We start from the raw sequence: 19815 nt of genomic DNA on the forward strand, positions 1-19815 counted from the left end.
TTCTAGAGACAGAAAAAACTAAATAAATCTAGTTAAATGAACCCGATAGCGCTCTTTTTTTGTCACAGTAACCTCACCCACTTCTAGACGACCTTTTCCCCGAAAAGAAATCAAATCACCGGTTTTAACATTATAACTAGATTGACTGATATCTTTCCAGTTAACTCGCACATCCCCAGCGCTAATTGCTTCGGCCATTTTACTGCGAGAAATGCCAAAACCCGCCGAGGCGATCGCATCTAAACGCAAGGAAGCTTCCACCGTATTAATTTCTTTTTTTTGCGGTGGTCTAACTTTTAATTCCGTCAAAGGAATCGGGCTAGTTTTCACGGGAACTGAACGCACTTGTAGTAAATTAGCACATAAAAAATCTGCCAATTCAGGCACTACAATCGCCTGCGCTCCTCGCTCACCTAAAACGATTATATCGCCGACTTTTTCCCGGACGATACCCGTCCCCAACATCGCCCCTAAAAAATCCCGGTGGTTAGCGGTATCAAAAAGAAAATTACCGGCAATATCAAGGGCAGATAGGGGAATATCTGTTACTGTCAAAGGTAGATCAACTCTAGCAATACCGAGGCGCTGTCTTTCTGCTTGGGGATAACCGCCCCATTTTTGCATTGACACATCGGTTAAACGCTGAAAAACCCGTTCTACTTCCGCTAAAACCGCGGGAGAAAGAAAGTCTGTCACCGTCACTTCCCAAGTCTTGATCGCTTGTTCGGCTTTATCAATAACTTTCGCTATCTCCTCGCGATTCTCGACACCCTTTAGTAATTCTTCTCTTGGTGACATTGTTTTCTGGTAATTAATCAAAAATTCTTAGGAAAAAATCAAATGACCGATAACTTATTCCCGATAACCGTTCACTGTTCTAGGGCGTATCCTTGCAGATTTTCGGGGTTAAATTGACGGAGGATAAGAGTCGCTTGATTTTTCAAGTTTTCGGAACCCTGCACGACAATAATATATTTTCCGGCGCCGAGACGATTGCGATAGGGAAGTGCATCGCCACTGCCGGACGACAAACCCACGCCACCACCGACGAAAATACTACCCATCGCCCCCCCAATCGCCCCAGCAATGCCGCCAACAATATGATTCCCCGGTTCTCCGGCCCAATCAAAGGTATGCAATCCCGTAATCAGGTTAAAAAGGTAGCCACCGGCAAAACCGAAGGGAATTAGCCAAAAAGCCATGAGAGTAGCCCGTTTTTTGGCCTGTTGGAAGGGATCGATCAAACCGAACTCATCGGCACTTTTATAGCCGCGACCGAGAATGGTCACTTGAGATTGGGGAATTCCCGCTTTTTCGAGGGCAACGGCAGCTTCTTCTGCTTCTATGCGATCAGCTAACACGGCAATGAGATAATTCATATTCTCCAACTTTTCAGGCTATCTTCATCTCCTATTGTAAGGATTTTCGGGACTGAAAAGCCGCTCGATCGAGAAAATATGCAAGGGGATGGCAAGAAATTACTTTATTTTGGTTATTTCTGGCAATAATTGACCCTAAAGATCAAGGGAGATGGTTATCATCTTTAAGGACATTTTTGGCGCCAAAAAGACCCCCCCCATTTTGGCTCAACCTAGAAGGACAGCCACAATCACTACTATAGACCAATTAAGTGGGTGGGTGGAATTAAATATAAGATGAACGTAGGTTGGGTTGAAGCATGAAACCCAACGCCTGCTCATGTTACGCTACCGCTAACCCATCCTACAAATAATTGTGCCTCCCTACTTAGACCTGTGCGAAAATTAAATTTGTGAGAAAAAAGAGCAAGACAACCCGTGCGATTGCCCTGTCAATCGTAGCTGATCAGGTCGCCCTTGTTCTTCGTCAGTGAAACCCCAGCAGTTTTTGGGTAGTCGGCAAGAACCCTCCTGCAGCCACTCCAACCACCGACTTTAGTTGTGGGTTCTGGAATGGTTTCCCCGCGTTCTTGCAAAACCTCAAGGTAAAGTTCAATCGCTTCTTTAATATTTTCCTGAACCTCTTCAAAGGTATCTCCAATGGTTTGCTCAAGGATTACTCAGGATACTGACCCGGACTTTTTCACCATTTTGCAAAGGTTTACTACTATTAACGACGAAACGCTCCCCCGGTTCGAGTCCAGTGATAATTTCTACTTGACCGTCAAGCGCTTGACCGAGACGAACGGGACGTTTTTCTACTTGCGAGTTCTCCTCGGAAAGGACGAAAATGGCCGAGGATTCCCCTTGACTGACAATTGCTGTTTCGGGAACAATCACCTGAGGGGCAGAATTATTATTAAACCGTACCCGGGCCAATAATCCCCCTTTGATTAAACCATCCCCATTGGGTAGAGCAATCTCCACGGGAATCCGCCGGGCCGTGCCTTGGCTGAGGGGAAAAATCCTGGTGATGCGACCGGAAAAATTTCTCTCACCGAAAGCATCAAGGCTGACATTAACCTTTTGTCCTAAATTAATCGTTTTTAAATCCAATTCCGATAATAATACTACCACCTTGACCTGTTGAAAATCGCCAATTTTGAGGACTTCATCGCCGATACTGACTAAATCCCCCGGCTCTTTCAGTTTTTCGATAACTATCCCCGTCGCTGGTGATTTAAGAATAGCGTAGGCCTGACGTTGTTGTTCCTGAGCGATGACCGATTTTTGGGCGGCAATTCTCCCGATAATTGCCGCCACTACCTGCTCCTCGACTTTAATTCTTGATCGCCCGCTATTAACGGCTTTTAAAGCTACTGCCGCCGTGGTTTGGGCTGTTTCGCCCTGTTGCAGGGGAATCGCCCCTTCTAGGGCTAATTTTTGCAGGCGCTCGGCATCATTTTTGGTCTGTTGGTATTGTAGTTGTAGGCGCTCCACTTCAATTTCAGCGTTACTGACTTCAATTCTCGCCCGGGCTAATTCCGCTTCTAAGGCCGACAAGGCGGCTTTTTCTTGCAGGACAACGGTGGCGAGGAGACGATCATCAACACGGGCGAGGATTTGCCCTAATTGCACCTCATCTCCCACATCGACGAGGAGATTGAGTAACTGACCCGTGGCTTGCGATCGCAGAGAAACGACTTTTAAAGGTCGGGTGGTTCCTGTGTAATCGAGATTGCGTTCGATGGTTGCTGGTTTAGCCCTGGTGACGTTGACGGTAGTAGTACGGGCCGCCGGTGGCGGTGGTTGGGTTTCGGTCCCGGGAGAACAACTCGCGCTTAAGGATAAGATAACCAGAGCGGAAAGGATAATCGGAGTCGATCCCATGGCGATAATCTTGGTAGAAAGCGGCTTTTGAGTCGATGGTCGCTTATTCCTCGTCCCAAGCTTCTACCGCTACCACTTCGCTGAGAGGGTCTTGCATGGAGAAACCGAAATCGAGCAACTCTTGCTTCCAGTATCCCCACTCATCTCCGTATAAAAGAGCCAGTTTCCAGATACTATCGCTAGGTTTGACTACTTTTGCATCTATCCACTTGCTAACCTTGCGTTGAAACTTCACCATCGGGTGAGCTACAGCTTGTTTGGTCATAAATTCAATTGCTATGAAAACTTCGGATTTTGCGCTTCCCAGCTAAACTAACTCAAGACTAAGACTTTTGCCATTACAAAGGAGCGAGAAGCGCGTTTATTAACTTACTTGTACACCAGATCTCTGGTTTTAGGCAAGTCTTTTTAACCAAAAGTACGGTAATTACTACTATAGATTAGTATAACTGGAGGCCACAATCATGGAACCGATGCCTTGATCGGTGAAAATTTCCAGTAAAAGGGCGTGGGGAAGACGACCATCGATAATATGAGCAGCCTGAACTCCCTGGGCTAGCGATCGCACGCAGCAGCCAACTTTGGGAATCATCCCGCCGGCAACGATGCCTTTTTGAATCAACTCCCGGGCCTGTTGGATATCTAATTTAGCCAATAAAGTGGAAGGATCCTTGTAATTCTCTAAAATTCCGGCTGTATCGGTCATCAAAATCAGTTTAGCTGCCCCTAAAGCCGCCGCTATTTCTCCGGCTACCGTATCGGCATTGATATTATGAGCTTGGCCGGTTTCATCGGCGGCCACACTGGAAATCACGGGAATATAGCCACTATTGACCAAGGATTCGACGACGCTAGTATCGACACTGCTGACTTCTCCAACAAAACCAATGCCCTCTTTACCCACGGGACGAGCAGTGATCAGATTGCCATCCTTACCGCATAATCCTACCGCTTTACCGCCGGCTTGATTGATCAGGGCAACAATTTCTTTATTGACGCGTCCCACCAGCACCATTTCTACCACATCCATGGTGTCGGCATCGGTGACGCGTAAACCGTCTTTAAATTGGGGTTCAATGCCTAATTTATCCAGCCAACTATTGATTTCTGGACCGCCGCCGTGGACAATAACGGGACGAACCCCCACACAGGAGAGAAAAACGATATCTCGCATGACCGTGTCTTTGATATCGCTGTTATTCATGGCCGCACCACCGTATTTAACCACTACGGTACGACCGCGAAATTCTTGTATATAGGGTAGGGCCTCGCTGAGGATTTTCACCCGTTGGGCATCGTTTTCCTGGATATTATTATTCATGCGTTTTTTTACTCGTCTGATTCAGTGATCAGTTTAGCGGTTTCAGGTTTGACAAAAACTGTTCACCTTGAACGGATTTCTAGAAAGTCCTAGAGTTGCCGAATTTTTCGACGCAACGGACAAAAATCTCGACTCCCATCGCTAACACCGATTCATCAAAATCAAAGCGGGGATGATGGTGGGGATAGGCTAATCCTAATTCGGGATTGGCAGACCCCAAGAAGAAATAACAGCCTGGTACTTCCTGTAAAAAGAATGACATATCTTCCCCTCCCATGGTTTGACATTCGGGAACGATTCCGGCCGGGGTTTCCACCACTTGTGCGGCGATTGAGCGCACTAATTCCGCCATCTGATCATGATTGATTACCGGGGGATACAATTGCCAGTAATCGAATTGATAACTAGCCCCCTGACTTTGGCAGATGCCCGCGATAATTTCTGCCATCCGTTGTCGGAAATAGCCCCCTAACTGGGGATTGAAATAGCGCACCGTCCCACTGAGATTAGCACTATCGGCGATCACGTTTCTAGCGGTTCCCGCTGCTAATTTACCCACAGTCACCACGGCAGCATCGAGGGGGTTGAGGTTGCGGGCGACGATGGTTTGCAAGGCGTTGACGATTTGGGCCGCCACCAGTAGTGAATCGACGGTTTGATGGGGAATTGCCCCGTGGCCGCCCCGGCCTTGAATCTGGAGATCGAAACATTCCACCGCCGCCATTAACGGACCATTTTTCACGCCCACTGTCCCTAAAGGCAGATTATTCCAGAGATGCAGCCCGATAATTCCCTCCACGTCGGGATTTTTCAGCACTCCCGCTTCGATCATCGGTTTCGCCCCCCCCGGCCCCTCTTCGGCGGGTTGGAAAATAATTTTTACTGTCCCCTTGACATCGTGACGGTTTTGTGCTATGTAAACTGCTGTGCCGAGGGCGATCGCTGTGTGGCCATCGTGACCACAGGCGTGCATTTGGCCCGGATGTTGGGAACGATAGGGGACTTGGTTTTCTTCGGCGATCGGTAGTGCATCCATATCGGCCCGCAGGGCTAAAACTGGCCCCGGTTGACTGCCTTCGATGGTGGCGACAATTCCGGTGCCGGCGATGCCGGTTTGATGCTCAATTCCGTATTTAGTCAGGGTTTGACTGATTAAGGAGGCGGTGAGATGTTCTTGAAAGCCTAGTTCTGGTTTTTGGTGTATTTGTCGGCGCCAGTGGACTAATTGCGGCTGCAGGCAACGAATGGCAAGGCGAATTTGAGGGCAATTTAAGCTATTAGGAACGGGAAAGGAGGAAATCATCGGGTTCGGACGGCTAGATTTTTTGAGCACCGATTTCTAGTTTAACGTCGGTCGTCGGTCGTTGGTCGTCAGGAGATAGGGTGATAGGGTTTTGGGGTGATAGGGTTTTGGGGTGATAGGGTGATGAGACAGCTTCCCCACTTCCCCACACCCCCACTTCCCCGCTCCCCACTTCCCCACACCCCCACTTCCCCGCTCCCCACTTCCCCACTCCCCCACTCCCCACTCCCCACACCCTTCTTTACAAAACTTCATCGTAATTTGAGCGCCGGAAAGGGCAATCCTTGGGCAATAGGGGAAGGGAAAGCGGGGAAATATTAAAAAAAACTTAAAATTTTTATCTTGCTGCCCTTTATACCCTTAAAGCCTTGCTGTCTCTGATTTCCCGACGGTGAGAGGCTTTGAGCCATGGTCAGGAATTGATGACCAACTCGATCGAGTTATTGTTAAGTGACTGTTACAAAAAGACAGCAAAAAACTTAATAATATGTAACAAACAAAGTTTCGACAGCAGTGTATAAATTTAATTTGAGGGGCCAAGATAACAGACAAAAGTTAAGCTGGATACTTGTTTAACCTCCTTAGGTGATTTATGAGAGAGCCATGAAGTTTTTTCAGGTTTCTTAAAGTAGGTCGCAACAATCGCGGTCAAGGCTAGTCTAGGCTCACCGTGAAATCCCTTAAGAGGGAAAACCTTTTAATTGCAAGCAAATCCCATTTAAATTTAGGAGATTGTCACAATGTTTGACGCATTCACCCGGGTAGTATCCCAAGCTGATGCTCGCGGCGAATATTTAAGCTCTTCCCAACTAGACGCTCTCAGCGCCATGGTTGCCGACAGCAACAAACGGATGGACTCTGTTAACCGGATCACCAGTAACGCTTCCACCATCGTTGCCAACGCCGCTCGTAGCCTGTTCGCTGAACAGCCCCAACTGATCACCCCCGGTGGTAATGCCTACACCAGCCGTCGTATGGCCGCTTGCTTACGGGACATGGAAATCATCTTGCGCTATGTCACCTACGCTACCTTCTCTGGCGACGGCAGTGTTCTCGATGATCGTTGCTTAAATGGTCTGCGCGAAACCTATGTAGCTTTAGGAGTACCAGGAGCTTCCGTAGCTGCTGGCGTAAGCAAAATGAAAGAAGCTGCTTTGTCCATCGCTAACGATCGCAACGGTGTCACCCCCGGCGATTGCAGTGCTTTAATGTCTGAAATTGCCAGCTACTTCGACCGCGCCGCCGCTGCTGTCGCCTAGTCCCTGGGGCTAGTCTCAATTGAACCGTAGGAAACTTATTGCAAGATTATTGGGAGATACCAAACAATGAAAACCCCCCTTACCGAAGCCGTAGCAGCCGCTGATTCTCAAGGACGTTTCTTAAGCAGCACCGAAATCCAAGTTGCTTTCGGTCGTTTTCGTCAAGCTTCTGCCAGCCTCAGCGCCGCTAAAGTGTTGACCGAAAGAGCCAGTTCTTTGATCTCTGGTGCTGCTCAAGCCGTGTACAACAAGTACCCCTACACCACCCAAATGCAAGGGGCTAACTTTGCGGCGGATCAACGCGGTAAAGACAAATGCGCTCGTGACATCGGTTACTACCTCCGCATGGTGACCTACTGCTTAGTTGCTGGTGGAACCGGTCCGATGGACGAGTACCTCATCGCTGGTATCGACGAAATCAACCGCACCTTCGACCTGTCTCCTAGCTGGTACATCGAAGCCCTCAAATACATCAAAGCCAACCATGGTTTAAGTGGCGACCCTGCGGTAGAAGCCAACTCCTATATCGACTACGCTATCAACGCTCTCAGCTAGTCCGATCGAAAAAACTGCTGGTCTGGAAAGACAGGAGGTTGTTAGCAAAAGGGTTAGCAATCACCTGTTCTTCCAGACCTTGTTATATCCATTAAAGGTTAGTTTCAGGAGGATCGACGATGACTAGCTTGATAGCGGCCCAAAGACTGGGATTTGAACCCTACAACGGTTCCCCCCGCTTGGAATTACGCTCCACCGACAGTGATGAACAGGTAGAAGTGGTGATCCGCGGGGCCTATCGACAGATCTTGGGCAACGAGCATCTGATGTCCAGCGAGCGCCTGATCAGCCTAGAATCCCTCTTACGCAATCGTTCGATTAGCGTCAGGGATTTTGTTCGGGCGATCGCTCAATCAGAATTATATCGGCAGAAATTTTTCCACAGCAATCCCCAAAATCGCTTGATCGAGTTGAATTATAAACACCTGCTCGGTCGCGCTCCCTACGATCAAGCTGAGATCGCTTTCCACACCGATCTCTACAATCAACAGGGTTACGAAGCAGAAATTAATTCCTATTTCGATTCCCCCGAATACAACCAACATTTCGGTGAGAACATTGTCCCCTACTATCGCGGTTTCGCCAGCCAAACCGGTCAGAAAACCGTCGGTTTTAGTCGGCTGTTCCAAGTCTATCGCGGTTATGCGACCAGCGATCGGGCGCCGTTAAAAGAGGGAAAACTGACCAGGGAACTAGCCTATAACAGTGCTTCCCCCGTTTATATTAACGGAACTGGTCAATCCTTAACCGGATTAGCTGGGGGCGATCGGGGCAAATTCTATCGCTTGCGCGTGGTGAGTGGCGCAAAAGCGGGACGAAAAACCCGTGTGCGTCGCAGTGTGAGCGAGTATCTCGTTGCCTACGAGCAACTATCGAACAAATTGCAAGAAATCAACCGTCAAGGCGGCCAGGTAATCGAACTGATCCTCGCCTAGCTTTGAGCGGTCAGAAAATGATCATTTTTTTGTAGGAGAACTTTAGTGGCAATTACTACCTCAGCTTCCCGTTTAGGGACAACCGCTTTTAGCGAGGTTGCTCCCGTGGAATTACGTCCCGATTGGTCCCGTGACGACGCACAGGCGGTTATTCGCGCTGTCTATCGTCAGGTGCTAGGCAATGACTATATCATGCGTTCCGAGCGCCTTACCAGTGCCGAATCGTTACTCTGCAATGGTTCGATCACCGTGCGGGAATTCGTCCGCGCCGTGGCCAAATCGGAACTGTATAAGAACAAATTCTTCTACGGTAACTTCCAAACCCGCGTCATCGAACTTAATATCAAACATCTTTTAGGTCGCGCTCCCTACGATGAGTCGGAAGTGGTCTATCACCTCGATCTCTACGAAAACAAAGGATTCGAGGCCGATATCGACTCCTACATCGATTCCGCCGAATATACCGAAAACTTCGGCGATAGCATCGTTCCCTACTATCGCGGTTTTGCCAGCCAACCCGGTCAAAAAACCGTGGGATTTACCCGGATGTTCCAACTCTATCGCGGTTATGCCAACAGCGATCGCTCTCAGATTGCCGGCAAAACCTCCCGTTTAGCGGTGGAATTAGCTCAAAACGGCGCTTCGGCAGTGGTCGGTCCCTCTGGTGGCAGCGATGGTTGGGCCTATCGTCCCTCCGGTCAACGCAACACCCCCAGTAAAGCTCTTGGTGGTAGTGTGGCCTATGGTAATGTGGGTAAGCTCTATCGCGTGGAAATTGCCGCCATCAGCAAACCGGGTTATCCCAGTGTCCGTCGCAGTAGCAAAGCGGTTATCGTCCCCTTTGAACAGTTAAATAACACCCTGCAACAGATCAACCGTCTCGGTGGCAAAGTTGCCAGCATCACCCCCGCTAGTTTGAACTAATTTTCTAGCTTAAGATAACTAAAAGTCTCCCGGGCAGCCGTCAGGTTCACCGGGAGACTTTTTTCTAGGGAACTGGCAGAAATTGACCCTCAGCAGATCGAGCAAACCTGTAGAATGAAAATAATTCCCTCGTTTTAATGCCTGTGACTGTCACTTCGATCGCTTTTGACTCTATCGATACTGCCTTAGCGGAAATCAAAGCCGGACGTGCCATTGTCGTAGTTGATGATGAGAATCGCGAAAATGAAGGAGATCTAATCTGTGCGGCCCAATTTGCCACCCCCGATCTGATTAACTTCATGGCAGTGCAAGCTCGCGGTTTAATCTGTCTGGCCATGACAGGAGAGCGTCTTGATGCTCTCGAATTACCCTTGATGGTGACAAAAAACACCGATAGCAATCAAACCGCTTTTACTGTTAGCATCGATGCCGCTCCCCATTTAGGGGTTAAAACTGGCATTTCGGCAGAAGATCGGGCGAAAACCGTGCAAGTTGCCATTAATCCGGTCACTCGTCCCGACGATCTCACCCGTCCCGGTCATGTCTTCCCGATTCGTGCTAAAGCCGGTGGGGTCTTAAAACGTGCCGGTCATACGGAGGCGGCCGTGGATCTAGCTCGGTTAGCCGGGTTGTATCCGGCGGGAGTTATCTGTGAGATCCAAAATCCCGATGGTTCCATGGCCCGTTTACCGCAACTATTTGAATACGCTCGTCAACATAATCTCAGGTTAATTAGCATTGCCGATCTGATCGGTTATCGCTTAAAACACGATCGCTTTGTCCATCGGGAAACGGTCTGTGATTTTCCCAGTCAATTCGGCACTTTTCAGCTTTATGCCTACCGAAATTTATTAGATCAAACCGAACACATCGCTATTGTGAAAGGCGATCCCGCTCTCTTTGGCGATCAACCTGTAATGGTACGAATGCACTCAGAATGTCTGACCGGGGATGCTTTGGGATCCTTGCGTTGCGATTGTCGCCAACAGTTACAAACTGCCCTAAAAATGATCGAAAAAAACGGTTTGGGGGTGGTGGTTTACCTGCGACAGGAAGGACGGGGAATTGGCTTAATTAATAAGCTAAAAGCCTATTCTTTACAGGATATGGGACTAGATACGGTGGAAGCCAACGAAAGGTTAGGATTTCCCGCCGATTTGCGCGATTACGGCATGGGAGCGCAAATGCTCAACGATTTGGGGGTGAGAAATATTCGTTTAATTACCAATAATCCCCGTAAAATTGCCGGATTAAAAGGCTATGGTTTGGAAATAGTCGAGCGAGTACCTTTGCTGATCGAGGCTAATGATTATAATTCCAATTATCTGGCCACAAAAGCGGAAAAGTTAGGACATCTATTCCTACAAACCTATCTAGTCACCATCGCTCTCAGTTGGGGGGAAAATCCGCCGTCAATTTCCCAAAGATATCATCAATTAGAGAAATTACGGCAGTTAAGTCGCGCTAATCAATTATCTCTCCAAGAAGAAACCCGACCGGTAGCCAATGCCCTTTTTGATCGCGCCCCTTTGATCGTACATTTAGGTTTAGATATTCGTCAGGGTGTTAGCAGTAATTGGTATAAAAATCCTTCCCATCCTTATCTTCTGGTTATTGACAAGATATTAAATGACATTAAAGATTGGTCGGAAATTGAACGCCTAGAATTTTTAATTTCCGACGGAGACGATTCGATGACGGGATTACAAATGAAACTCGATCGTCAAAAAATGTCCGATGAAGATTTCTCACAATTACCACAATTAGCTACCCAAATTATCTACAGTTTTACTCGTGAGTCAGCAAAAAATTAGTTTTTTATGACCAGAAAAGAGCGTAACAGTTATAATTAAACAAAGCTAGTATAACGGGGAAAAACTATGACAACTCTCGACATTTTACCGGAAGTTACCTGTCCCCCCACCGATTTATGGAGTGATGAACCACCCTTGGAAAGTGATTTACACCTGCAACAGATCATAATTCTCCTCAGTTGTCTAGAATTATTATGGCAAGAGAAAAACGATTACTACGCTTCTGGTAATCTGACTATCTACTATAACGAAGAACAACTGAAAAAACGTGATTTTTGTGGTCCTGATTTTTTTGTGGTTTTAGATACAGAAAAACGTCCCCGCAAAAGTTGGGTAGTCTGGGGAGAACAGGGTAAATATCCCAATGTGATCGTGGAGATTCTTTCCGATTCTACGGCCAATATTGACCGCACTAACAAGAAAATTCTCTATCAAAATACCTTTCGCACTCCTAATTATTTTTGGTTTGATCCTAATACCTTAGAACTGCAAGGATTTAGACTAATTGCGGGACAATATCAGGCTATTGCTGCTAATGACCAGGGTTATCTATGGAGTGAACAATTAGAACTATATTTAGGCATATTTGAGAGGAAATTACGTTATTTTACCACCGATGGTCAATTGGTTCCCACTCCCCAAGAAGCTGAATTAGAGCAAAGACAAGCAAAGGAACAGATTCTTTTAGAAAGGGAACAGGAACGAGAAGCGAAGGAACAGGCTATCCTCGAAAAAGAACAAGCTATCTTAGAAAAGGAAAAATTAGGCCAAAAATTACGAGAATTGGGCATTGATCCCGAAACTATCTAATTGATAAATATCTCTAGGATAGGTAATTCCTATCCTAGAAATGTTGGTAATTTAACCTTATGTTTCCTGTCTTTCTAAGGCTAATTGTACTAACTTATCGACCAATTTATCAAACTCTAAACCGGTGGCTTTCCAGAGTTGGGGATACATACTAAAATTAGTAAACCCCGGCAGAGTATTAATTTCATTGATCAACACTTCCCCAGTCTTTTCCACATAGAAAAAATCCACCCGCGACAATCCCGCAGCATCCACAGCTTTAAATGCTTCTACAGCCATTTCTCGCACTTGATTAGCAATTTTATCAGGAATATTAGCGGGAATCACCATACTCGATCGCCCGTCAGTATATTTAGTTTCATAGTCATAAAAATCACTATCAAAAGTAATTTCTCCCACCAAAGAAGCTTGGGGATTATCATTACCTAAAACCGCACATTCGATCTCCCTTGCGGTTACTCCTGCTTCAACAATAATCCGTCGATCATAACTAGCAGCACTATCTAAAGCAGCCTCTAATTCTTGCCGGTTGCGTGCTTTACTAATACCCACCGAAGAACCTAAATTAGCCGGTTTAATAAAACAAGGATAACCTATTTCCTCGGCGATTTGATCGCACAATTGCGGAAAAACACAGGCATTTGACCACACTTGCGAGCGGGTTATGGCCTTATACTTAACTTGGGGTAATCCAGCGGCTGCAAAAGCAGTTTTCATGGCAATTTTATCCATGCCTAGGCATGAACCCAGTACCCCACTACCCACAAAAGCAACCCGCATGAGAGTGAGTAATCCTTGTAAAGTGCCGTCTTCTCCATTCGGTCCGTGGAGAATTGGAAACCAAACCTCCATTTCCCTCACTTCCGGGGGAAATTGCCAGATATTGACTTTTATATTACTCTCAATAGCTAGGGGTTGCCCAGAGGTTAAAATTTGTCTAGCAGTTGCTGCCGAATGCCAACAGCCATTTTTATCGATATAGAAGGGGATAACTGCGTATTTGTCAAGATTTTCGGGATAATTAAAAGCTTGCAGGATCGATCGAGCCGAATTGATAGATACCTCGTGTTCTCCCGATCGACCACCAAACAACAATCCTACCTTGATCTTATCCATGTTATCCTCTCTAGACCCAGCTAGATCCTAAATTAGAGTTCAACTATCATATATACTATGGGCGGAGTTGACAATAGTTGCCAATGATTTAGATGCAGCTGTTCCTCGTCAGATCGAGGTTTTGGCAAAACCTCAAGATAAATTAATTATCGATCGGGATGAAATTTGGTCGTTCTTTCCCTAAAAAAATGGATAATCACTTTGGAGCTATTCACCCCCCGAAATTGAATGATTATTTAGCTAATTTTTCCAGTTTTTTCTTATACCAATTCTCCAAAGTCTGACTACAGAAGTTTAATCCCCCTAAATCCCCCTTTTTAAGGGGGATTTAGGGGGACTTAAATTCGATATGTAGTTTTCATTTAGAGAAATGATATAAACCTCTCAGCATCTCGCCTATGCCATGAACTTTGCCAACCTCCTGACTGTAGCATTGCCAGTCTGACTGCGTTGGCACTCGCCCTCCCCAACCTCAGAGCCAGATCGCCCAATAAGAAGCGATCGCTTTCCTACCTGTGGTTAAGAGTCCTTACAATGGCACTGCACGCCGCATTAAGTGAAAATAGCCCGATTCGTTGACAAACAACACAATATGCTTATCAGCAAAGAGGAATATCCTATCGTCGATAAATAATCTACCTTGAAGGAATTTCTAACCATAATTCAACAGTTCCCTGACTAGGCTTTTTCCCGCTATAAGATACAAAAGGTTTTGCTTCAATATTAGGAACTTGACTAATAGAATATCCGAGATTCCGCAAAGCACGGGTCGCATCTTGGGCGAGACTTTCTGCTGCCACCCTATCTTGAGTGTAGAAGTATCGAACTTGGTGCTTACCAGCGGCTCCACCCTCCCTATCTTCTCCAGGAACAATATAGTCTGCTTTTTTGAGGTCCTCCGATAGAGCCTCTGCCTGCTCACGTTTCCCCCCTGCGAACTGGAAGAACACCGTTGTCCTTTCACGTTTTTTTGCTAAACTTTGCTCTGCTTTCTGGGTTGCTGAAATCACGGACTGAATAGCAGCTTTCCTTTGCTGGGCAGCCTGTGCTGATTCGCCCCCCGGTTTTTGTACACTAACTGTGACGATAGTATTCAGTTTATCTACCTGTATAGCTAACTCTATCAGTTGGCGTTGAAGAGACTTTACGCTTGAGTCGAGCGGCTGTCTTTGACTTGCGATGTCCAAACTTGTCGAGATTTTATCGAGCTTTTGTATTTTGTCATCCAGTATTTTTACCTTTTGAATGTTATCATTTAGTCCCTTAGCTTGGGGACGGAAAGCTCTTAATTCTCGCTGCACTTGCTCAATTATAACCTTTGCCTCTTTTGCTTTCAATCGTGTCTCGCTAATAAGCTCTCTAACTTCATCACGCTTTACCTGAAGCTCTTGCTCAAATTCTTGCTTAATTTCCGACTTAATCTCTGTCCTAATACTCAGGACAACATTCACGCCTAAGATACCGCATACGGTAATCACTGCTGTCCCGATAGCCGCATACCAACTGAACAAGTCTGAACGAACTCGCTCCGTCACCCGATCAGCAAGCCGTCGTTCTAAAAGTTCAAGCCGATCCTCATCTAGCTCTTCCATTTTACTTTCTAATATCCACGCAGTTTTTCTATCTATAATATATCGTTGGTAAATAGTTTTTTTAGACCTTTAAAAAAAATCTTATAGCGTTTCCTAAGCTAGTGAGGTACGCCTATTTTTCTTCCCTTTTGCCGTTCGGACTTCGGCGTGAGACTTCGGACGTTCGGCGAGCTAAGTCGAATGCTGAGCTAACGGCCGAAGCCTTTTGCCCCTTGCCTTTTGCCTAAAAACCATAACTTTTGTACCTCAGCCGACTGAAAAACGCTATAATCTGCTCTAAAATGAGCGAGTTAAGAGGATTAGTGGTCATAATTTCCCTAAGAAGCTGCAAAAAACCTAGCCTTTCTTATCAAGATGAAGTGTAGGCTAATTTGGTATGAACGACCGACGACTGACTCCCGAAAACTTCCTATCCTAAATTAATACCACAGCAGTGGCCACTTTGTCATGTGGTTAATAATGAAAAAAATTGCTGGCATATTACAGATTTAAGTCAATAAATGGGCAGCCGTTTAGCTAGGCAGTCATTCTAAAGATAAGATTCCCGAGAGCGATGGTAAAGTTGAGACTAGAATTGAGGGGACAGTCGGGAAATTTTTACCTAATCAAGAAAAGATGGCCCTCTGGGTCCTTGGGTGAAAAATGTTGACCGCATCACATTATGGGCGCAAGCACTGACCACTTTGCGACCCTGCACTGCGGCTGCTATGATTGGTGGGGGCCTATAATCCCCCTCTTGCATAAGATTTGCCCATCACCATAAACCCAAGAGAGGCGAAAATACTCCCCAGGTTGCATTAGATAATCCCTTGGCGCAGTGGCAATTGTATTGCCTGTCCTGCCGCTCAATTGACTATGGTAAAATCGGTCAACTAGAAATGACGGGAAACGATTTTTTCGATGGTTGCTTGGGTATCCTGCAGCAGTTTCTCGCGACTATCGCTAGTATTAGTCAGACTAGGCACGAGATTACGAGCTTGTAAAGCCATGTGAAGCTGTAGTTGAGCTACATACTCGCGGATATCTTCACGGGTTTCCGATTGGTTAGGATGAAACATAGAGAAACTGGAAGGGTTGTCTAGCTGATGGTGTCTTGTCGATAACTCCTTTACAAGTTATCACGAGAGCTTGGGTTCCAGTCAAGGGTCGGCCGCAACTCTACACATTTCTCAACACAACTTATCTCTCTTTCATCAATCTAAGAGAGTTAAAATGAGAAGAAAAGCCTGAAACCGATACAGAGACTATGGTTAAGCCTAGACCCGCCCAACGGTCAAATCTGTAGATATTTACTGTGAATTGTCCAAAAACTTATTTGGAAAAGCAAGATGCTCCCTTTAAGCATCTCCACGTCAGCTTAATAACTGGACTTCCCCGTTGACAAAAGGCCATAACCTATGCTGTAGGAGGGATTAAGAGAATTTCTGATGCCCCGTTACTGGGTACAAATCAGGGAAACCCCTAATAAATCTAACGCATGATTGTTGCAGTTGGGTCGGTCGAGTTATCTTAGAAAAACGATAACTTCCCTCTCTAATCGTACATTCTACTGTATTCAAGCAAATTGTCCCCAGGTCTTCCAACAAAGTCCGAAAACTATGCACAGGGATGTTCTCTTGATTCCGTTTTTTTCTCTCTTTAGACTGCACCGATTCACTGCGACTCGCTTTAATCACATCCAGAGAACTATCATCAATTTCTTCATCCTCAAATAATAAAGGAGCTAAGGACTGTTTTAAATGCCATTCCACTTCTTTTTCAATAAACTGGCTAAATTTATTGAGAATCTCATCGATTAATTCTTGATTGATCGTAGTTGTTTTAATAGGTTTTTCAGAGTCAATTACTAAAGAATCAATTTGGGTCTTTTCGGAAAACTTTCTAATATTGTCATGATTAAAAATTGTCCATAAAAGCTGAGAAAATAGGGTTTTGCCACTATTATTGTAGTCAATAAAAGTATAAAAATTCTTGGTTAAATCTATAGTTTGATTATTATTTCTAATTGATCCCAAATTCTTGATCAGTAGTTCCATATTATTTTTACCAATCGCACCGAGAGGATAACTAATTTTTTAAAGGTGGACAAAATGCCCACCTTTAAAACTATTGCAAACTGCTAGTTAATTGACTTTTGGCCTTAGCTAAAGCTTCGTTTAACTTACTAGCATCCCGTCCCCCAGCTTGAGCTAAATTGGGACGACCACCACCACCACCAGCGCAGATTTTAGCGATCGCACCGATAAATTTACCCGCTTGTAAACCCCGATCTTTAATCACCCGGGGACTAAAAGCGGCCACTAAACTCACTTTATCAGCTGCGGGAGTCGAGGCCAAAACCACTGCCCCTTCCCCTAATTTTTGCTGTAGTCTTTCGGCTGCGGCCATCAAAGCATTAGCATCAATATCGCCCAAAGAAGCGACTAATAGCTTAAATTCGCCGATAGATTCGGCTTGAGATAGCAAAGCGTCCGATTTATTTAGGGCTAACTCCTGTTTAACCGCTTCTAACTGCTTTTGTGTGCCTTTTAACTCCGATTGTAGGGCCGTGATGCGATCAGGAATTTCCAGAGGTTTGACCTTAAAGCGATCGCAAAGATCCCGCACCACCTGATCCCGTTCATTCAGGTATGCTAACACGGCAGGGCCGGCCACCGCTTCGATGCGACGAATTCCCGCGGCGATTCCCGTCTCGGAGATGATTTTAAATAAACCGATCTCGGCGGTATTTTTAACGTGAGTTCCCCCGCATAATTCCATAGAAACGCTAGGAATATCGATGACGCGCACTTCTGAGCCGTATTTCTCGCCAAACATGGCAATAGCTCCCTTTTGCTTCGCTTCTTCCAATCCCATCACCGCTATCTCGGTGTCATGCGCTTCGGCAATCCAAGTGTTAATCTGTTCTTCCACCTGTTGCAATTCAGAGCTAGTCAGGGGACGAGGACAGTTAAAATCAAAACGGAGGCGCTCAAAACTGACGAGGGAACCTGCTTGGGAAATCCCCCCATCGACAAGCTTTTTCAAGGCCGATTGTAGCAGATGGGTGGCGGTATGATTAGCTTGAGCGCGACGACGACAGGAGCGATCGATCTGTGCATTAATTGTATCGCTGGTGGTGACAATTCCCCGCTCAATCCGACCAAAATGGATAAAAATCCCCGATTCTTTCTGCACATCCTCCACGCGGATAAGCAGATTATCGCCGGTTAAATAACCCTTGTCACCGATTTGTCCACCCGATTCGGCATAAAAAGGGGTTTTATCGAGAACTACCTGCACCTCAGTGCCTGCTGCGGCTGATTCCACCGTTTTACCGGCGACTAAAACCGCTGTTACTGTTGCGGTTGCTTGCAAATCCGTATAACCGAGAAATTCCGTCGGGTGAATATGTTCCGCCAGCTTATCTAAACTGCCCTGTACCGTCAAATCTATGGTTTCGTGGGCGGCTTTTGATCTTTGCTGCTGTTTTTTCATTTCCTGCTCGAAACCCGCCGTATCGACGCTTAAACCCTGCTCCTCGGCGATTTCTTGAGTGAGTTCCAGGGGGAAGCCATAGGTATCATAAAGGGTAAAGGCATCGACTCCCGAAATCTGGCTTTTTTCTTTTTCTAGAATCGATTCGAGCAGTTTCTCGCCTCTTTCTAGGGTTTCTAAAAATCTCGCTTCCTCTCGCTCTAATTCTGCCTTGATCACCGTTTCTCGTTCCCGAACATTGCCATAGACGGACTCGGAAAGAGCGATCGCAACTTCCGCCACTTTGGTGATAAATTGACCTTCAATACCGATTAAACGCCCGTGCCGTACTACTCTGCGAATCAGACGACGCAGGACGTAACCTCTGTCAGTATTCGATGCTGAGATACCATCCGCTATCATGTGTACTACCGAACGCACATGATCGCCGATGACTTTCAGGGAAACTTTCGTTTTTTCGTCCGCTTTCTGGTAGTCTATGGCTGCTAACCGGGCCGCTTCAGCGACAATCGGGAAAATTAGGTCAGTTTCGTAGTTATTGGCGACTTTTTGCAGGATTTGCGCCATCCGTTCCAAACCCATCCCCGTATCGATATTTTTATTGGCCAGGGGTGTCAGATTGCCATCCGCGTCGCGGTTATACTGCATGAAGACGAGGTTATAAAACTCGATAAAACGGCTATCATCCTCTAAATCGATGGTTTTATCCCCTAATTCCGGGTGAAAATCGTAGTAAATTTCCGAACAGGGACCACAGGGACCCGTGGGACCCGATACCCAAAAGTTATCCGCTTCGCCCATTTTTTGGATACGATGGGCAGGAATACCGATTTTATCGCGCCAGATAGCGAAAGCTTCCTCATCCTCCCTAAAGACACTAACGACTAATCTTTCGGGGGGAAGGTTAAAAACTTCTGTGGACAATTCCCAGGCCCAGGCGATCGCTTGTTCTTTAAAATAATCACCAAAGCTAAAATTGCCCAACATCTCAAAAAAAGTATGATGTCTGGCAGTCCGGCCGACATTTTCGATGTCGTTGGTGCGAATACATTTTTGGGAAGTGGTAGCGCGGGTAAATTCTGGGGTCTTTTGCCCTAAGAAAATCGGTTTAAAAGGGAGCATTCCCGCAATAGTCAGCAAAACGGTGGGATCTTCTGGAACTAGGGAGGCACTAGGGAGAATTTTATGGTTTCTGGCCGCAAAAAAGTCTAAAAATCGCTGGCGAATCTCGCTTCCGCTTAGGTGGTTACTCATAGAAGATGTCAGTTAGTCAGAAAATGCCTATTTTATCCATTGTGGCATTTTTGCGTTTTAACTCTCCACCTTTACTCTCGCGCCACTTGTCGGACTTGTTCTAAGTCTAAATCCAAAGCTTGAGCGATTTGTTCCACACTTAAACCCAAAGCCAGCAAACGGGGAATAGATTCCAGTTTAGCCTCTAGTTTTCCTCGCTCTAGTCCT

The 19815-nt window shown here is 46.1% G+C and carries 16 protein-coding genes and 4 pseudogenes; 6 read left to right on the top strand and 14 right to left on the bottom strand.

Annotation, left to right across the window (positions count from 1 at the left end):
- Positions 1-18: 18 nt before the first annotated feature.
- The 7 genes and pseudogenes from H6G48_RS15390 to H6G48_RS15420 form a co-directional block, all read right to left on the bottom strand.
- Positions 19-798, bottom strand: coding sequence for a photosystem II electron transport protein, Sll1252 family (locus H6G48_RS15390; protein WP_061430251.1), 780 nt, complete (start codon positions 796-798; stop codon positions 19-21).
- 71 nt (positions 799-869) lie between these two features.
- The gene (locus H6G48_RS15395; RefSeq protein ID WP_002796683.1) at positions 870-1379 is read right to left on the bottom strand and encodes a hypothetical protein; all 510 of its coding nucleotides are present in this window, start codon (positions 1377-1379) and stop codon (positions 870-872) included.
- A 466-nt stretch (positions 1380-1845) separates the two neighbouring features.
- Positions 1846-2023, bottom strand: a pseudogene (locus H6G48_RS15400) (type II toxin-antitoxin system HicB family antitoxin); the annotation flags it as partial.
- A gap of 4 nt (positions 2024-2027) precedes the next feature.
- A complete protein-coding gene (locus tag H6G48_RS15405; RefSeq protein WP_190722399.1) occupies positions 2028-3248 on the bottom strand; it encodes an efflux RND transporter periplasmic adaptor subunit in 1221 nt (406 codons plus the stop codon).
- Between the two features lie 43 nt (positions 3249-3291).
- Positions 3292-3513, bottom strand: a complete 222-nt coding sequence (locus H6G48_RS15410) for a DUF4327 family protein (protein ID WP_002759020.1) — start codon at positions 3511-3513, stop codon at positions 3292-3294.
- A 168-nt stretch (positions 3514-3681) separates the two neighbouring features.
- Positions 3682-4569 (bottom strand): acetylglutamate kinase, encoded by an 888-nt coding sequence (gene argB, locus H6G48_RS15415; RefSeq protein ID WP_190722400.1) that lies wholly within the window; start codon positions 4567-4569, stop codon positions 3682-3684.
- A 79-nt stretch (positions 4570-4648) separates the two neighbouring features.
- Complete coding sequence (locus H6G48_RS15420; RefSeq protein WP_190722411.1) at positions 4649-5872, bottom strand: M20 family metallopeptidase; 1224 nt, start codon at positions 5870-5872, stop codon at positions 4649-4651.
- Positions 5873-6612: 740 nt separating this feature from the next.
- On the opposite strand from H6G48_RS15420, the gene H6G48_RS15425 reads away from it, so the two are divergent.
- From H6G48_RS15425 to H6G48_RS15450, 6 genes are all read left to right on the top strand, one after another.
- On the top strand, positions 6613-7131 hold the full coding sequence (locus H6G48_RS15425) for a phycocyanin subunit beta (RefSeq protein ID WP_002771747.1): 519 nt from the start codon (positions 6613-6615) through the stop codon (positions 7129-7131).
- Between the two features lie 66 nt (positions 7132-7197).
- Entirely contained in the window at positions 7198-7686 is a 489-nt protein-coding gene (gene cpcA / locus H6G48_RS15430) for a phycocyanin subunit alpha (protein ID WP_190722401.1), read from the top strand.
- Positions 7687-7805: 119 nt separating this feature from the next.
- A complete protein-coding gene (locus H6G48_RS15435) occupies positions 7806-8621 on the top strand; it encodes a phycobilisome linker polypeptide (protein WP_190722402.1) in 816 nt (271 codons plus the stop codon).
- Between the two features lie 45 nt (positions 8622-8666).
- Positions 8667-9545, top strand: coding sequence for a phycobilisome linker polypeptide (locus H6G48_RS15440; RefSeq protein ID WP_190722403.1), 879 nt, complete (start codon positions 8667-8669; stop codon positions 9543-9545).
- 137 nt (positions 9546-9682) lie between these two features.
- Entirely contained in the window at positions 9683-11359 is a 1677-nt protein-coding gene (ribBA, locus tag H6G48_RS15445; RefSeq protein ID WP_190722404.1) for a bifunctional 3,4-dihydroxy-2-butanone-4-phosphate synthase/GTP cyclohydrolase II, read from the top strand.
- A gap of 66 nt (positions 11360-11425) precedes the next feature.
- Positions 11426-12169 (top strand): Uma2 family endonuclease, encoded by a 744-nt coding sequence (locus H6G48_RS15450; protein ID WP_190722405.1) that lies wholly within the window; start codon positions 11426-11428, stop codon positions 12167-12169.
- Positions 12170-12226: 57 nt separating this feature from the next.
- On the opposite strand, the gene H6G48_RS15455 is transcribed toward H6G48_RS15450, so the two are convergent.
- The 7 genes and pseudogenes from H6G48_RS15455 to H6G48_RS26405 all read right to left on the bottom strand — a co-directional run.
- Positions 12227-13285 carry a D-alanine--D-alanine ligase family protein gene (locus H6G48_RS15455; protein ID WP_190722406.1) on the bottom strand — a complete coding sequence of 353 codons (1059 nt, stop codon included), beginning with the start codon at positions 13283-13285 and terminating at the stop codon, positions 12227-12229.
- Positions 13286-13920: 635 nt separating this feature from the next.
- Complete coding sequence (locus H6G48_RS15460; protein ID WP_190722407.1) at positions 13921-14877, bottom strand: hypothetical protein; 957 nt, start codon at positions 14875-14877, stop codon at positions 13921-13923.
- A gap of 872 nt (positions 14878-15749) precedes the next feature.
- The gene (locus H6G48_RS15465) at positions 15750-15935 is read right to left on the bottom strand and encodes a hypothetical protein (protein WP_002759041.1); all 186 of its coding nucleotides are present in this window, start codon (positions 15933-15935) and stop codon (positions 15750-15752) included.
- A 377-nt stretch (positions 15936-16312) separates the two neighbouring features.
- Positions 16313-16628, bottom strand: a pseudogene (locus H6G48_RS27230) (IS1634 family transposase); the annotation flags it as partial.
- Positions 16626-16913: pseudogene (locus H6G48_RS27515) on the bottom strand (AAA family ATPase); the annotation flags it as partial. The pseudogenes H6G48_RS27230 and H6G48_RS27515, both read right to left, overlap by 3 nt.
- 70 nt (positions 16914-16983) lie before the next feature.
- Complete coding sequence (gene alaS, locus H6G48_RS15475) at positions 16984-19608, bottom strand: alanine--tRNA ligase (protein WP_190722408.1); 2625 nt, start codon at positions 19606-19608, stop codon at positions 16984-16986.
- A 71-nt stretch (positions 19609-19679) separates the two neighbouring features.
- Positions 19680-19815 (bottom strand): annotated as a pseudogene (locus tag H6G48_RS26405) (flagellar assembly protein H); the annotation flags it as partial.

It is taken from the genome of Microcystis flos-aquae FACHB-1344, assembly GCF_014698375.1.
Taxonomy (GTDB): domain Bacteria; phylum Cyanobacteriota; class Cyanobacteriia; order Cyanobacteriales; family Microcystaceae; genus Microcystis; species Microcystis aeruginosa.

Coding starts and splice junctions, on each gene's coding strand:
- argB (WP_190722400.1), bottom strand. CDS start 4,569: ATGAATAATAATATCCAGGAAAACGATGCCCAACGGGTGAAAATCCTC.
- ribBA (WP_190722404.1), top strand. CDS start 9,683: ATGCCTGTGACTGTCACTTCGATCGCTTTTGACTCTATCGATACTGCC.
- H6G48_RS15460 (WP_190722407.1), bottom strand. CDS start 14,877: ATGGAAGAGCTAGATGAGGATCGGCTTGAACTTTTAGAACGACGGCTT.
- H6G48_RS15405 (WP_190722399.1), bottom strand. CDS start 3,248: ATGGGATCGACTCCGATTATCCTTTCCGCTCTGGTTATCTTATCCTTA.
- H6G48_RS15465 (WP_002759041.1), bottom strand. CDS start 15,935: ATGTTTCATCCTAACCAATCGGAAACCCGTGAAGATATCCGCGAGTAT.
- H6G48_RS15395 (WP_002796683.1), bottom strand. CDS start 1,379: ATGAATTATCTCATTGCCGTGTTAGCTGATCGCATAGAAGCAGAAGAA.
- H6G48_RS15420 (WP_190722411.1), bottom strand. CDS start 5,872: ATGATTTCCTCCTTTCCCGTTCCTAATAGCTTAAATTGCCCTCAAATT.
- H6G48_RS15455 (WP_190722406.1), bottom strand. CDS start 13,285: ATGGATAAGATCAAGGTAGGATTGTTGTTTGGTGGTCGATCGGGAGAA.
- H6G48_RS15425 (WP_002771747.1), top strand. CDS start 6,613: ATGTTTGACGCATTCACCCGGGTAGTATCCCAAGCTGATGCTCGCGGC.
- alaS (WP_190722408.1), bottom strand. CDS start 19,608: ATGAGTAACCACCTAAGCGGAAGCGAGATTCGCCAGCGATTTTTAGAC.
- H6G48_RS15450 (WP_190722405.1), top strand. CDS start 11,426: ATGACAACTCTCGACATTTTACCGGAAGTTACCTGTCCCCCCACCGAT.
- H6G48_RS15435 (WP_190722402.1), top strand. CDS start 7,806: ATGACTAGCTTGATAGCGGCCCAAAGACTGGGATTTGAACCCTACAAC.
- H6G48_RS15410 (WP_002759020.1), bottom strand. CDS start 3,513: ATGACCAAACAAGCTGTAGCTCACCCGATGGTGAAGTTTCAACGCAAG.
- cpcA (WP_190722401.1), top strand. CDS start 7,198: ATGAAAACCCCCCTTACCGAAGCCGTAGCAGCCGCTGATTCTCAAGGA.
- H6G48_RS15390 (WP_061430251.1), bottom strand. CDS start 798: ATGTCACCAAGAGAAGAATTACTAAAGGGTGTCGAGAATCGCGAGGAG.